The organism is Luteimonas sp. A277 (genome assembly GCF_054052045.1).
On sequence record NZ_JBSVRG010000003.1, the window covers coordinates 232865 to 247613 of the forward strand.

The following is a 14749-nucleotide window of genomic DNA, read 5'->3' on the forward strand; positions in this document are numbered from 1 at the left end:
GTGAATCCCCAAGTCTAAAGCAAGCACCCTTTTGATGCCCAAACTCGACAGCTATCTGTTCCGCGAATTCGCCCAGGCCACCTTTGCCGTGATGGTCGTGCTGATGGTGGTCAGCCTTGGCGGCGTGTTCGCCGACGTGCTGGGCAATATCGCCCGCGGGCGGGTGCCGGCGGGGATGATGCTGTCCCAGCTCGGCCTGCAGGTGCTCAACTACCTGCCGCTGATCCTGCCGCTGGGCCTGCTGCTGGGCCTGCTGCTGTCGGTGGGCCGGCTGTACCGGGATTCGGAGATGCCGGTGCTCACCGCCACCGGCGTGGGGCCGCGGCGGCTGCTGCGGCCGGTGCTGATGCTGATCGTGCCGATGGTGCTGCTGGTGGCGGTGTGCTCGATGTGGCTGGGGCCCTGGGCGCGCGACTATTCCGCGCGCATGGTGGAAGCCGGCAGCCGCAGCATGATGGTGGCCGGGCTGGAGGCGGGCCGGTTCGTGGAGATTCCAGGCGGTGGCGGGGTGGTCTACGTGGGCGGCATGTCGGGGGATGGCACCCAGATGACGCGGGTGTTCGTCTACCAGCAGGAAGGTGCGCGCATGGACGTGACCACCTCGACGACCGGGCGGCTGAACGTGGAGCCCGACGGCGAACGCTACCTGGTCCTTGATGATGGTTTCCGCGTGGAAGGGCCGCAGGAAGACGGGCTGGATTTCCGCCTGATGCGGTTTGCCAGCAATGAGCTGCGCCTGCCCCCGGCTGACCACAGCCGGGACGAGGAAGACCCGGAGCTGATGCCCACCCTGGCGCTGCTGGGCGATGAGCGCCCGGAGGCGCGGGCCGAGTTGCACTTCCGCCTGGCGCCGCCGCTGCTGGCGCTGGGTTTCGGGCTGCTGGCAGTGCCGCTGGCGCGCAGCCCGCCCCGGCAATCGCGCTACGGCCGCACCATGCTTGCTTTCCTCGGGTACTTCGTCAGCGTCAACCTGATGATCCTGGGCCAGGACTGGCTGGCCGAAGGCACCATTCCGCTGGGATTGGGGCTGTGGTGGCTGGTGCTGCCGGTCCTGGCGCTCGGGCTGTGGATGTATTTTGACGACGGCCGCTTGCGCCGCGCTCCGTGGAGGCGACGGGCATGAAGATGTTGCCAAAAATCCACGACCTGTACGTGGCGCGCGTGGTATTGACCAGCGTGCTGCTGACCTGGGCAGTGCTCACCGGGCTGGACCTGATGATCAGCGGCCTGCTGGCGGAGATCGATGATATCGGCGAGGGCGATTACGGCTTCGTCCCGGCGCTCACCTATGTCATCTACACCCTCCCGCGCCGGGCCTACATGATGTTCCCGACCGGGGCGGTGATCGGCACGCTGATGGGGCTGGGCGTGCTGGCCGCCAGCTCGGAGCTGACCGCGCTGCGGGCGGTGGGCCTGTCGCGCAAGAGGCTGAGCGCGTCGGTGGCAGTGCCGCTGCTGCTGATCACCGTGGTCATGATCCTCAACGCCGAAACCCTGGCGCCGTGGGCCCAGCGCAGCGCGGACAACATGAAGGCGGCGGCCAAATCCAGCGACCTGATCGTGGCCCGCTATTCGGGCCTGTGGGCGCGCGAGGGCGATACCTTCCTCAACGCCCAGGGCGGCGAAGAGCGGCGCGAGGGCGATCGGCAATGGCTGGAACTGAGCGACGTGCGCCTGTTCGAATTCGACGAAGAGGGCCGCCTGGCGTCGGTGGCCAGGGCGGCCAGCGCCGCGCATGACGGTGATGGCTGGCTGCTGCAGGGGGTGCGCCGGGTGTGGTTCGAGGAGCGCTCGGTCTCCGAGACCGAGGTGATGGAGGAGCGCTGGACCTCGCAGCTGGATGCGGCCGCGTTGGCCACCGCCGGCAACCTGTGGCGGCCCCGTTACCAGACCACGTCGGACCTGCGCCGGGGCATCGATTACCGCCAACGCAACGGACTGGATGCCAGCGAGTACGAGGAGCATTATTGGGGCCGCTGGTTCTATCCGCTCAACGTGCTGGCGCTGTGCCTGGCGGCGATCCCGTTCGCCTTCGGCAGCCTGCGCAGCGGCGGGCAGGGGCGTCGGCTGTTCATCGGGGTGGTGTTCGGACTCGGGTTCTGGCTGCTGCAGAACCAGTTCGTGCGCCTGGCGGGCGTGTACCAGTTCGACTTCCGCATCGCCTACCTGTTGCCACCGGTGCTGATGCTGACGATCTCGTTCCTGCTGTTCCGGCGCCGCAGCGGCTGACGTGCCGCGCTGGCCCGCCCGGGTGGCGGTTCAGTCGATGCCCAGCTTCTTGAGCTTGTAGCGCAGGGCGCGGAAGGTGATGCCCAGCGCGGCGGCGGTCCTGGTCTTGTTGTAGCGGTTTTCCTGCAGCGCCTGCTGGATGGCGGCGCGCTCGATTTCCTCGATGTACGAAGGCAGGGCGCTGGAGGCGGTGTCATAGGGGCTGAGGCGGGAGGGGTCCACGCCCTGCCCGGCGGCGGGCGACTGCGGGGGGCGCGGCTCGTGCCGGGGCAGCTGCAGGTCCTCGACCTCGATGGCGTCGCCGTCGGCCAGGGCCATGGCGCGCTCGAGGATGTTCTCCAGCTCGCGTACGTTGCCGGGGAAGCCGTATTCCTCCAGCGCAGCGGATGCCTGGGGCGAGAGCTGGGGCACGCTGCGGTTCATGGCCGGGGCCAGGCGCTGCAGGATGGCCGTGGACAGCAGCGGCAGGTCGCCGGTGCGCTCGCGCAGCGGCGGCACGTGCAGGCCGATCACGTTGATGCGGTAGTACAGGTCGTGGCGGAAGCTGCCGTCCTCGACCAGCGCGGCCAGGTCCTTGTGGGTGGCCGAGAGGATGCGCACATCCACGTCCACCTCGGTCTGCGCGCCGACCGGGCGCACCTTTTTTTCCTGGATCGCGCGCAGCAACTTGACCTGCATCGACAGTGGCAGCTCGGCTACTTCGTCCAGGAACAGGGTGCCGTCATCGGCGCTCTGGAACAGTCCGGGTTTGTCGGCATGGGCGCCGGTGAAGCTGCCCTTCCTGTGGCCGAAGAACTCGCTTTCCATCAGTTCGTTGGGAATCGCGCCGCAGTTGACCGGCACGAAGGGGCCGGCTGAGCGCGCGCCCTGGGCATGGATGGTGCGCGCCACCAGCTCCTTGCCGGTGCCGGATTCGCCGCTGATGTGCACCGGTGCCTGGCTGCGCGCGACTTTGGAAATGGTCCGGCGCAGGGTGATCATCGCTTCGGATTCGCCAAACAGGCGATTGGCCTCTTCCGGCTGCTGCTGGCTGTTCTGCGACAGGTCCAGCGCCTGGCGCACCAGGCCGCGAAGCATGTGCACGTCCACCGGCTTGCTGACAAAGTCGAACGCGCCGGCCTTGAGTGCCTCCACGGCGGCTTCGACGTTGCCGTAGGCCGTGATCATTGCAACCGGCGTGTCGGGGAAATGGGTGGCGATCTCGGTCACCAGCTCCAACCCCGAGCCGTCGGGCAGGCGCATGTCGGTCAGGCACAGGTCGTACGTATTGGCGCTGAGCAGCTGCCGGGCGGCGGTGAGATTGGCAGCGGTATCGGTGCGCAGGCCCATGCGTCCCAGGGTCAGGACCAGCAGCTCGCGGATGTCATGCTCGTCATCGACGATCAGAACGCTGCTGTTTTCACTCATTGACGGGCCTGGCAGTGCGGATTCGGCATCCATTGTGCCTTGGGGCAGGACCAAAGTAACGATATGGGGCGGGAGGTGCCCTTTTTCAGCGCTTTTATGCCCCTGTCAGGGCAGCTGCGTGGCCAGCAGCGGATTGCGTCCGGCGAGGACGATGCGGAAGCAGGCACCGCCGCCCGGCACCGATACGTAATCCAGGCTGGCGCCGTTGGAGCGGCTCAGCTCACGGGCGATATAGAGGCCAAGGCCGGTGCCGTGTTCGGAGGTGGTGAAGAACGGACGCCCCAGCTGCGCGGCGATCGCGTCCGGCACGCCGGGCCCACGGTCCAGCACTTCGATCACCGGCCGTCCGTCCAGTTCACTCACCGCGATGGTGACCCGGGCGGCTTCGCCCGGCAGGCGGCCGTAGTTGATGGCGTTCTGCACCAGGATGGTGAGGATCTGCTGCAGGTGGCCGGGATCGAACACCCCGATCAGAGGCTTCTGGCGATCGTTGACCTGCAGGACGCCGTTTTCCGGCGTCATGGTGCGGGAGAATTCGTCGACGAAGCGGCGCGAGAAGGCCACCAGCTCCAGCTGCTCGCCCATGGCGCGTTCGCGCCGCGCCAGGCCCAGCACGCTTTCCACGATGCCGTTGGTGCGTTGGCACTGCTGGTGGATGATCTCGAGCAGGCGACGATCGGTATCCGGCAGGCTGGTGGACTCTTCCAGCAGCTGGACCGCGTAGTTGATCGCCGCCAGCGGGTTGCGGATTTCATGGGCCAGGCTGGCGGAGAAGCGGCCCATTGCAGACAGCGTCAGCGATTCCGCCCGGCGCGAGACCAGCGAGGCGTCGTCGAGGAACACCAGTACGGTGTCACTGTCGTTGAGCAGGCGGGTGAAGCGCGGCTGCACTTCCAGCCGCTCGCTGCCGTAACCCATCGGGGTGTCATCCAGCGCGCCCGTGCGCAGCCATTCCTTGAGCCGGTCGGTCAGCTCGGGCGACAGATCCGACAGCGCGCGCCCCTCCAGACCCTGTTCGGTTTCGCCATACAGCTGTGTCGCCGCTTCATTGGCCAGGCGCACGCGCCGGGTGGCGTCGACCATCAGCACCCCGGTGCGCATGCGGCGGATGATCAGCTCGTTGATCCCGGCGAGGTTCTCGGCCTCGGCGCCGCGCCGGTCCGCCAGGTCCTGGCTGGTGCGCAGGCGCTGGCCCAGCAGGAAAGTCAGCGTCACCATGGCGAAGAAGCTGAAGGTGAACATCAGCAGTTCGGCCAGCGGGCGATCGCCTGCGCTGCCATCCAGCCTGCTCCACACGAACTCCACCACCAGCGCCGCCGCGGCGAAGGCGGCCACGGCCAGTCCAGCCTGCAGGCGCAGGAACAGCGCCGCCGCGCCCAGGTTGAACACCAGCATCAGGGCCACGCCCGGTCCTGCCTGGGGAATGGCATGGGTGACCAGCGCGGCAACGATGATGTCGGTGCATACCCCCACCAGCGCTACTTCCGACATCCGCGTGTCGGTGCGGCGCGACCAGAAGAACAGCAGCATCGCCGCCGGCAGGTAGGCCAGGCACGCGGCGGTGGCCAGCGCGATATTGCGTGGCTCGCCGCTCAAAAACTCCCAAGGCCCAAATACCACCAGGGCGAGCAGGCTGGCTTCAAGCAGGCGGTAGAGCGCGAACAGGTACAGCTCGCGCCGCAGGACGCGCTGGGTATAGGCGGGTGGAGCGAAAATCGAGGGCAAGTGATGCGGCCGTCAGGATCCAGGGGCCGAGTATAGGCTCGCCGGTGAGGGCTCCGGCGACGCCCCGGCGAGGGGTGTTTTGCCCGCGCCAGCCGCATCGGCGAGAATATGTGGACCGGCCGCGCGCGGCATGCGCGGTGCGGCGCCCCGGGTCCGTGCGGACCTCCGGGGCGCATTTGACCCCTCCCACGCATGGATCCCACATGAATTTCCACGAATACCAGGCAAAACAACTGTTTGTCGATTACGGCATCGCAGTTCCCGCGGGGCGCATCGCGCGCTCTCCCGAAGAGGCCGTCGAGGCCGCCAAGGCCATCCCCGGCAACTTGTGGGTGGTCAAGGCGCAGATCCACGCGGGTGGCCGCGGCAAGGCAGGCGGCGTGAAGCTGGCCAAGACCCACGATGAAGTGCGCGAATACGCCAAGGCGATGCTTGGTACGAAGATGGCGACCTACCAGACCGCGGGCGTCGAGCTGCCGATCGATTCGGTGCTGATCTCCGAAGGCACCGATATCGCCAAGGAGCTGTACCTGTCGGTGCTGGTGGACCGTTCGACCCAGTCGATCACCTTCATCGCTTCCAGCGAAGGTGGCATGGACATCGAGCAGGTGGCCGCCGAGACGCCGGAGAAGATCCAGACCCTCAACGTCAACTACATCCAGGGTTTGCAGCCGTACCAGTGCCGCGACCTGGGCTTCGCGCTCGGCCTGAACGCCAAGCAGGTCGGCCAGCTGTCGAAGATCATGATGGGGCTGTACAAGCTGTTCAACGAGAAGGACCTGGCGCTGGTTGAACTGAACCCGCTGGCCATCCTCACCGACGGCAGCCTGGCGGTGCTCGACGGCAAGGTCGACTCTGACGACAACGCCGCCTACCGCCACCCGGACCTGGTGGCCATGCGCGACATCCGCCAGGAAGACGAGACCGAGGTCGCCGCCAGCCAGCACGACCTGAACTACGTGACCATGGACGGCAACATCGGCTGCATGGTCAACGGCGCGGGCCTGGCCATGGCCACCATGGACGTGATCCAGCTGGAGGGCGGCTCGCCGGCCAACTTCCTCGATGTCGGCGGCGGCGCCACCAAGGAGCGGGTGACCGAGGCGTTCAAGCTGATCCTGTCGTCCGACGATGTGAAGGCGATCTTCGTCAACATCTTCGGCGGCATCGTGCGCTGCGACATGATCGCCGAGGGCATCATTGCCGCGGTCAAGGAAGTGGACGTCAAGGTGCCGGTGATCGTGCGCCTGGAGGGGACCAACGTGGACGCGGGCAAGGAGATGTTGAAGAACTCCGGCCTGGCGATCACCTCGGCCGACGACATCAACGACGGTGCCCGCAAGGCCGTCGCCGCAGCCAAGGCTGCCTGACCCCACTTCCAAGGATCCAATCGCAATGAGCGTTCTCGTCAATAAAAACACCAAGGTGATCGTGCAGGGCTTTACCGGCCAGCAGGGCACCTTCCACGCTGAGCAGATGCTCGAGTACGGCACCAAGGTTGTCGGCGGCGTGACCCCGGGCAAGGGCGGCAGCGAGCACCTGGGCCTGCCCGTGTTCAACACCGTGATCGATGCGGTCGAGGAAACCGGCGCCAACGCTTCGGTGATCTACGTGCCGCCGCCGTTCGCGGCCGACGCCATCCTGGAGGCCGCTGAAGCCGGCATCCAGGTGATCGTGTGCATCACCGAAGGCATCCCGGTGCTGGACATGCTGCGGGTCAAGCAGACCCTGAACCTGACCTACCCGGACACCGTGCTGGTGGGGCCGAACTGCCCCGGCATCATCACTCCGGGCGAGTGCAAGATCGGCATCATGCCGGGCCACATCCACCAGGCCGGCAAGGTGGCCATCGTGTCGCGTTCGGGCACGCTGACCTATGAAGCCGTGAAGCAGACCACCGACGCGGGCCTGGGCCAGTCGACGGTGATCGGCATCGGCGGCGACCCGATCCACGGCCTGAGCTTCATCGACTGCCTGAAGCTGTTCCAGGACGACGAGCAGACCGAAGGCATCATCATGGTCGGCGAAATCGGCGGCAGTGCCGAGGAAGAAGCGGCCGAGTACATCGCCGAGCACGTGACCAAGCCGGTGGTCGGCTTCATCGCCGGCGCCAGCGCCCCTCCGGGCAAGCGCATGGGCCACGCCGGTGCGATCGCATCGGGCGGTTCGGGCACGGCCGAAGGCAAGTTCGCCGCGCTGGAAAAGGCCGGCGTGACCACGGTCAAGTCGCCTGGCGACCTCGGCCCGGCGATCGCCAAGCTGCTCAACGGCTGATCTTCCAGCCAGCTGTGCAGATACAGGAAGGCCGCCCACTGGGCGGCCTTTTTTCACGCATGAATCTGCGTTGTTGTAGGAGCGGGCCACGCCCGCGAAGCCGCGTGACACATGGCATCACAACGCGGCATCGGTCACCGGATCGTGACCGACGCCACACCGCACGGTCCGGATTCACGCGGCTTCGCGCGCATGGCGCGCTCCTACAACGGCAGGATCAACCGGACGAGGGGCCGACCGAACGTAACCGCCGGGCGGCCCGATCCGGCTATTTCAGCTTCGCGGCCTTGCGCAGTTCCTCGGCGCGGTCGGTCTTCTCCCAGGAGAAGGCGGTCGCGGTCGAGGAATGCTTTTCCACCTTGCCGTTCACCGTCTCTTCCCAGCGATAGGTGTGCTGGTAGGGCTTGCGGCCGAAGTGGCCGTAGGCGGCGGTGGGCTGGTAGATGGGGTGGATCAGGTCGAGCATCTTGATGATGCCGTAGGGACGCAGGTCGAAGTGGGCGCGGATCAGCTTTTCGATCTGCTCATCCGGGATCCTGCCGGTGCCAAAGGTGGTGACCGAGATGGAGGTGGGCTCGGCCACGCCGATGGCATAGCTCACCTGCACCTCGCACCTGTCGGCCAGGCCGGCGGCGACCACGTTCTTGGCCACGTAGCGGGCGGCGTAGGCAGCCGAACGGTCAACCTTGGACGGGTCCTTGCCCGAGAACGCGCCGCCACCGTGGCGGGCCATGCCGCCGTAGGTGTCGACGATGATCTTGCGTCCGGTCAGGCCGGCGTCGCCCACCGGCCCGCCGATCTCGAACTTGCCGGTCGGGTTGATGTGCAGCGCCTTCTTCGGCAGCGCATCCAGCCACGCTTTGGGCAGCACCGGCTTGAGGATGTGCTCGCGCACGGCCTCCACCAGGTCCTTCTGCTTCACGCCCGGGGCGTGCTGGGTGGAGAGCACCACCGCATCCAGACCCACGATCTCGTTGCCGTCGTAGCGCAGGGTCACCTGGCTCTTGGCGTCCGGGCGCAGCCACGGCAGCGGCGAATTGCGCTTCTTGCGCACCTTGGCCTGCTGTTCGACCAGCCGGTGGCTGTAGTAGATCGGCGCGGGCATGTACTCGGGCGCCTCGTTGCAGGCATAGCCGAACATCAGGCCCTGGTCGCCGGCGCCCTGCATTTCCGGGTCCTTGCGGTCCACGCCCTGGGCGATGTGCTGGGACTGCTTGCCGATCAGGTTGAGTACGCCGCAGGTGTCGCCATCGAAGCCGACGTCGGAGCTGTCATAGCCGATATCGGTGATGACCTTGCGCACCAGCGCCTCCAGGTCCACCCAGGCCGAGGTCGTGACCTCGCCGGCGACGATTGCCACGCCGGTCTTGATCAGGGTCTCGCAGGCCACGCGGGCGCCCTTGTCCTGGGCCAGCATGGCGTCCAGAACGGCGTCGGAAATCTGGTCGGCGACCTTGTCCGGGTGGCCTTCAGATACCGACTCAGAGGTGAAGAGGTAGCTCGACATCGGCTGTATCCCTGTATTCGGATGGAAAGATGGCCGCGAATGATACTCTTCGCGTCCCTGCTTTGCATGATTGCCTGCTGATTGGACGGCGGCGTTAAACTGCGGCTCAACTGATCAGGCAAAAACAACGATGGCACAGATGGAAGACGGTTGCGTACCGATCGAAGAGGAAGACCTGGCGGCGCTGGAAACGCTTGCCGAAAGCTGGGCCATGGACCATGGCGGCATGCCGTTGGAGGCGCTGGACGGGTTGTTCTCCGCGCTCATGGTCGGCCCCGCTCCGGCCGCGGGGCCGGGAGACTACCTGCCGCTGGCGATGGGCGATGCGCGCCTGGGCGCCGAAGCCCTGCAGCAGGCACATGCGCTGCTGGCCCAGCTGTGGAGCCATGTGAAGTGGCGGGTAGCGCAGCCGCTTGCCGATGAGGACGACGAGTCGGAAGAGGCGATGCAGCGGGATTTCGAGCTGCTGCCCTTCCTCGGGCTTCCCGCGCCGGAACATGGCGAACTGGGGCCTGACGATGACCCGCTGGCCTCGGTGCCGCAGGATTTTCCGCTCGGTGCGCTGTGGGCGTCCGGTTTCCTCCAGGGCGTTGCTCTGCGGGCGGAAGGCTGGTCGGCGTGGGCCGCGGACGATGAGGATCTGGCCCGCGATCTTGAAGACCTGGCCCGCCTGACCCTGATCGATCCGGTCCAGGCCGGCGAGCTGGGCCTGGATTGGGAAGACCGTTTCGACTTCGATGAGCGCTGGGACTTGCTTTCTTCCGTCCCCGCCCTGCTGCAGGACCTCCATCTTGCGCAATTGCAGGAAGCACAGGTGCCAGTGCAGGGCAAGGCGCAGCCCGGCCGCAACGATCCCTGCCCCTGCGGCAGCGGACAGAAGTGGAAGAAGTGCTGCGGCGCCAGCGTGCATTGAGCCGGCCCCGGCGGGTGCCGTCCTACAATTAGGGCATGGATTCCCTGACCCAGATATTGCTTGGCGCATCGGTTGCCGCCGCGGTGGTGCCGGCGGCGCACCGCAGGGTGGCGATGACCGCAGGCGCGGTGCTCGGCACGCTGCCCGATCTGGATTCACTGCCGCTGCTGCTGTTGACCGACAACCCGGTCGCGCTGATGACATTGCATCGCGGCGCCAGCCATTCGCTGCTGGTGCTGCCGTTCGTGGCCTGGGCGATCTGGTGGTTCTTCCAGCGTCGCGGCGGGCGGGTGGCGCAGGCGCCGCAGCGCTGGTTCTGGGCCATCCAGCTGGCGCTGGTAACCCATCCACTGTTGGATGCCTTCACCGTCTACGGGACCCAGCTGTGGTGGCCGCTGCCGGCCCGCCCGGTGATGTGGTCGACGCTGTTCATCATCGACCCCGCCTACACGCTCTGGCTGCTGCTGGGCACCGTGGTGGCCCTGTACGCCGGGCCGCGCGCGCTGGGGCAGCGGGCTCTGGTGCTGGGGCTGGCCCTGAGCACCGTTTATCTGGGCTGGTCGCTGGTGGCCAAAGGCCTGGTGGAACGCGAAGCCGAGCGCTCGCTGGCGGCGATCGGCCTGCAGGACGCACCCCGGTTCTCCGTGCCGATGCCACTCAATACGTTGCTGTGGCGGGTGGTGGCGATGACTCCTGACGGCTTCGTTGAAGGCGAGCGCTCGCTGGTGGCGGACAGTGGCTTGATCAGGTTCCACCATTACCCTTCCGACAACCGCGAGTTGGCGGCTGCCGCCGGGCTGCCCGACGTCCAGCGGCTGGCGTGGTTCAACCATGGCTTCATGAAGGTACGGGTCGAAGATGACCGTTTGCTGCTGAGCGACCTGCGCATGGGAGCCGAGCCGGACTACAGCTTCACCTTCGTCGTTGCTGAGCGGGATGGCGACAATTGGCGGGCGATCCATCCCGAGCAGCTGCCCATGCAATTGCCGCAGGGAGGGCTGGCAGGGTTATGGCAGCGGATCTGGAATGATCCGGCGCGCGCCGCGCCGGCGATGACCCGCGGGATTGAAGCGCCGCGCGAAACTCAGGCGGCGGCCCGCAGTCCGGGAGTGGCTCCGGCGGCCAGCGCGTCGAAATAGTCCCGGGTCAGGCTGATCTGCGCGTCCGCGGTTTCAGCCTGGTTGACTACCGCGCGGAATGCGCGGTTCTCCGGGCGGTCCTTGGCGTACCAGCCCAGATGCTTGCGGGCGATGCGGACCCCGGAAGCTTCTCCGTAGAAGGCGTGCAGGGCCTGCAGATGCCCGATCAGCACGTCGCGCACTTCCAGCAGCGATGGCTCGGGCAGGTGCTCCCCGGTGGCCAGGTAGTGGGCGATCTCGCGGAAGATCCACGGCCGGCCCTGGGCCGCGCGGCCAATCATCAGCGCGTCGGCGCCGGTGACGCTGAGCACGTATGCGGCTTTTTCCGGCGAGTCGATGTCGCCATTGGCGATCACCGGGATTGAAAGGTCCTGTTTGATCGCGGCGATAGTGTCGTACTCAGCCTCGCCCTTGTAGTGCTGGTCGCGCGTGCGCCCGTGCACCGCCAGCGCAGCGATGCCGCTTTCCTGGGCGATGCGGGCGATCTGCGGCGCGTTGCGATGTTCCGTGTCCCAGCCGGTGCGGATCTTCAGCGTCACCGGCACATCAACCGCGCCCACCACGGCCTCCAGAATGCCGGCCACCAGCGCCTCATCGCGCATCAGCGCCGATCCGGCCCAGGCGCTGCACACCTTCTTGGCCGGACAGCCCATGTTGATATCGATGATCTGCGCGCCCTGACCGGCGTTGTGCCGCGCTGCCTCGGCCATCACCTGGGGCTGGGTGCCGGCGATCTGCACGCTCACCGGATCCGGCTCGCCGGCGTGGTCCATGCGCCGCAGGGATTTTTCCGTATGCCAGAGGCGCGGATCGCTGGTGGTCATTTCCGACACCGCCAACCCGGCCCCCAGCTGCTTGCACAGCTGCCGGAACGGCTTGTCGGTGACCCCCGCCATCGGGGCGAGGATCAGCCGGGGTGCAATGCGGTGGCTTCCGATCTGCATGGTGGAATTGTCGCCGATCCGGCCGCGGGCCGTGGCCAGGTTGGAGAGGGTCCGGTCAGGCGGCGTGCGTGGGGAAGCGCTGTCGTACCTGCTCGGCCGCAGGCATGGCAGCGGCGGCTCCGGCACGCTCGGTGGACAGGGCGGCGAAGCACGCGGCAAAGCGCACGTGGACGGCGAAAGGCTGCCCGTCGCTGCTGGCCAGCCCCGCGGCCAGCGACCCGTTGAAGGCGTCGCCGGCACCGGTGGTATCCACGGTGGCAACGCGCTCGGCCGGCACCAGGTAGTGGCTGTCCACGTCGCCGTGCAGACGGCCCGGCGGATGTGAAACGAAGGCGCCCATCTCACCCAGGGTCACCACCACGCTGCCGTGCGGCAGCAGAGTCCGGCACAGGGCATGCAGGGCCGCGGGCTGCAGGCCGGCGATGCTGTCCGGCGCGACCGCGCCATGGCCGTGGGCCTGCAGCAACGCGGAGAACTCGGTTTCGTTGGGGGTGATGAGGTCTGAGGCGGCCAACAGCTCTGCGCTCACCGGGGCATTGGCGGGCGCAGGGTTGAGCATCGCCATGCCGCCGCCCGCACGGACGCCCAGCAGGGCCGCCAGGATCGACGCGGGGGGGGATTCGAGCTGGGCAAGTACCACGCGCGCGGAGCGCAGGATCGCATCCTGCGCGCGTACAAACGCCGCATGCAGCGCGCCGTTGGCACCGGGGCCGATCACGATCGAGTTGCGACCCGCGGCATCGGTATAGATCCCGGCGGTGCCGGTGGGCGCGTCGGCCTGCTGCACGTGCAGGTCGATCCCGTCGGTCGCGGCCAGATCCCTGGCCATGGCGCCGCCGGCATCGTCGCCCAGGGCGCAGATGAAGCTGGTTGCAGCACCCGCACGCCGCGCTGCCACGGCCTGGTTGAAGCCCTTGCCGCCTGGCCCGGTGGTGTATTCACCCGCCAGGGTCTCGCCTGGCCGCGGCAGGCGTGGTGCATGCCAGACGTGATCGACGTTGAAGGAACCGACGACGGTGACGCGGGCGCTGCTCATGCAATCCCCAGGCTCAGGCCAGGTTGGTCAGAACGCCGGCAATGGTGGCGGTCATCATGGTCACGATGGAACCGCCGAGTACCGCGCGCAGTCCCAACTTGGCCAGTTCGGCGCGGCGGGTCGGTGCGATGCCGCCGATGCCTCCGATCTGGATCGCGATCGAGCTGAAGTTGGCAAAGCCGCACAGCGCGTAGGTGGCGATCAGGGTTCCCTGCGGTCCCAGGCTCACGCCATCCACGTTGCCGCGCAGGATCTCGCTCAGCTGCACATAGGCGACGAATTCGTTGAGCACCACTTTCGTGCCGATCAGTCCGCCAACCGTCGAGGCCTCGTGCCACGGCACGCCGATGATCCAGGCCAGCGGCGAGAGGAGGACGCCCAGCAGGGCGGACAGGTCGGTCGGTCGGCCCATCACCTGTTCAAGGCCGGTGGTCTGGCCCAGCCACACCAGCGGCGCGTTGAGCAGGGCAATCAGGGCAATGAAGGCCAGCAGCATTGCGCCCACGTTCAAGGCGAGCTTCAGGCCCTCGGCGGCGCCGGTGGCAGCGGCGTCGATCACGTTGGCAGTCGTGTGCTCCACCTCGATTCGTACCGAGCCCATGGTCAGCGGAGTTTCGGTCTCGGGCTTGAGGATCTTGGCGATCACGATGGTGGCCGGCGCCGCCATCACGCTGGCGGTGATCAGGTGGCGGGCGAAATAGGCCTGCTGCACCGGATCGTCACCGCCGAGCAGGATCACGAACGCGCCCAGCACCCCGCCGGCAATGGTGGCCATGCCCGACACCATCACGGTGAGCAGCTCGGACTGGGTCATCTGCGGCACGTAGGGGCGGATCACCAGCGGCGCTTCGGTCTGGCCGACGAATGTATTGGCACTGACCGCCAGGGTTTCCGCACCCGACACCCGCATCAGCCTGGTCATGCCCCAGGACATGGCCTCCACGATTTTCTGCATGACCCCGACGTGGTAGAGCACGCTCATCAGGCTGGCAAAGAAGATGATGGTCGGCAGCACCTGGAAGGCGAAGATGAAGCCGAAGCGCGAGGTGTCGGTGAAATCGCCGAAAATAAAGCTCGCGCCCTCGCCGGTGAAGGCCAGCAAGCCGACGAAACCGCGGGAAATCGCCCCGATCACCGCGCCGAAGTAGGGCGCTGACAGTGCCGTGGCCACCGCCGCGACCGGCAGCGCGGTGTTTGCCATGCGCATCACTCGTTCGGGCGCACCACCGGTACGGCGGGTGATGGACGCTGCCAGGATCAGCGCCGCGGTGATGACCCAGGCGCCAACCGCCAGCCGCGGCAGCCACAGCAACAGCGTGGGGCTGACCGAACCGAGCCAGCCGAGGAACCTGTCGCCCAGCAGCACCAGGGTGGCGAACACGATCTGCAGCACCAGCCCGGTGCCCACCAGCGACCACGACACCCGGCGCTTGTTGTCGGAGAACAGCCAGGTGATCCCCACCAGCACAGCCAGCCCCACCAGGCCGAAGCCGACCCGCATCAAACCTTCCATCGTTGCCCCTGGGCACGCAGTCAATCGGGCAGGTTAGGCGAGGGAGGGCAGCACGGCAATAT

General features: G+C 67.2%; 10 protein-coding genes and 4 pseudogenes. 6 read left to right on the plus strand and 8 right to left on the minus strand.

What is annotated here, in order from left to right:
* The first annotated feature begins 34 nt into the window (after positions 1 to 34).
* Positions 35 to 1123 carry an LPS export ABC transporter permease LptF gene (lptF, locus tag ACW7G2_RS04685; protein ID WP_456973235.1) on the plus strand — a complete coding sequence of 363 codons (1089 nt, stop codon included), beginning with the start codon at positions 35 to 37 and terminating at the stop codon, positions 1121 to 1123.
* Complete coding sequence (gene lptG, locus ACW7G2_RS04690) at positions 1120 to 2229, plus strand: LPS export ABC transporter permease LptG (protein WP_456973237.1); 1110 nt, start codon at positions 1120 to 1122, stop codon at positions 2227 to 2229. Before lptF ends, lptG begins: the two co-directional genes overlap by 4 nt.
* A 30-nt stretch (positions 2230 to 2259) precedes the next feature.
* On the opposite strand, the pseudogene ACW7G2_RS04695 reads toward lptG, so the two are convergent.
* From ACW7G2_RS04695 to ACW7G2_RS04705, 3 genes and pseudogenes are all read right to left on the minus strand, one after another.
* Positions 2260 to 2424 (minus strand): annotated as a pseudogene (locus tag ACW7G2_RS04695) (helix-turn-helix domain-containing protein); the annotation flags it as partial.
* A gap of 65 nt (positions 2425 to 2489) precedes the next feature.
* Positions 2490 to 3636: pseudogene (locus tag ACW7G2_RS04700) on the minus strand (sigma-54-dependent transcriptional regulator); the annotation flags it as partial.
* A 105-nt stretch (positions 3637 to 3741) separates the two neighbouring features.
* Complete coding sequence (locus tag ACW7G2_RS04705) at positions 3742 to 5361, minus strand: sensor histidine kinase (RefSeq protein ID WP_456973238.1); 1620 nt, start codon at positions 5359 to 5361, stop codon at positions 3742 to 3744.
* 203 nt (positions 5362 to 5564) lie between these two features.
* On the opposite strand from ACW7G2_RS04705, the gene sucC reads away from it, so the two are divergent.
* Both sucC and sucD read left to right on the plus strand, forming a co-directional pair.
* Entirely contained in the window at positions 5565 to 6731 is a 1167-nt protein-coding gene (gene sucC, locus ACW7G2_RS04710; RefSeq protein ID WP_456973240.1) for an ADP-forming succinate--CoA ligase subunit beta, read from the plus strand.
* A gap of 25 nt (positions 6732 to 6756) precedes the next feature.
* Positions 6757 to 7635, plus strand: a complete 879-nt coding sequence (sucD, locus tag ACW7G2_RS04715) for a succinate--CoA ligase subunit alpha (protein ID WP_456973242.1) — start codon at positions 6757 to 6759, stop codon at positions 7633 to 7635.
* Positions 7636 to 7903: 268 nt separating this feature from the next.
* Here sucD and metK read toward each other — a convergent pair whose 3' ends face one another.
* Entirely contained in the window at positions 7904 to 9142 is a 1239-nt protein-coding gene (metK, locus tag ACW7G2_RS04720; protein ID WP_456973247.1) for a methionine adenosyltransferase, read from the minus strand.
* A 130-nt stretch (positions 9143 to 9272) separates the two neighbouring features.
* On the opposite strand from metK, the gene ACW7G2_RS04725 reads away from it, so the two are divergent.
* Both ACW7G2_RS04725 and ACW7G2_RS04730 read left to right on the plus strand, forming a co-directional pair.
* Positions 9273 to 10055, plus strand: coding sequence for a UPF0149 family protein (locus ACW7G2_RS04725; RefSeq protein ID WP_456973249.1), 783 nt, complete (start codon positions 9273 to 9275; stop codon positions 10053 to 10055).
* A 35-nt stretch (positions 10056 to 10090) separates the two neighbouring features.
* Positions 10091 to 11194, plus strand: coding sequence for a metal-dependent hydrolase (locus ACW7G2_RS04730; protein WP_456973251.1), 1104 nt, complete (start codon positions 10091 to 10093; stop codon positions 11192 to 11194).
* Here the strand turns inward: ACW7G2_RS04730 and dusB are convergent.
* The 4 genes and pseudogenes from dusB to ACW7G2_RS04750 all read right to left on the minus strand — a co-directional run.
* Positions 11140 to 12138 carry a tRNA dihydrouridine synthase DusB gene (gene dusB, locus ACW7G2_RS04735; protein WP_456973253.1) on the minus strand — a complete coding sequence of 333 codons (999 nt, stop codon included), beginning with the start codon at positions 12136 to 12138 and terminating at the stop codon, positions 11140 to 11142. The two genes, ACW7G2_RS04730 and dusB, sit on opposite strands and share 55 nt — an antisense overlap.
* A 55-nt stretch (positions 12139 to 12193) precedes the next feature.
* Positions 12194 to 13174, minus strand: a complete 981-nt coding sequence (locus tag ACW7G2_RS04740; protein ID WP_456973255.1) for a ribokinase — start codon at positions 13172 to 13174, stop codon at positions 12194 to 12196.
* A 13-nt stretch (positions 13175 to 13187) separates the two neighbouring features.
* Positions 13188 to 14327 (minus strand): annotated as a pseudogene (locus ACW7G2_RS04745) (NupC/NupG family nucleoside CNT transporter); the annotation flags it as partial.
* Between the two features lie 204 nt (positions 14328 to 14531).
* A pseudogene (locus ACW7G2_RS04750) lies at positions 14532 to 14687 on the minus strand (Na+ dependent nucleoside transporter N-terminal domain-containing protein); the annotation flags it as partial.
* Positions 14688 to 14749 lie beyond the last annotated feature (62 nt).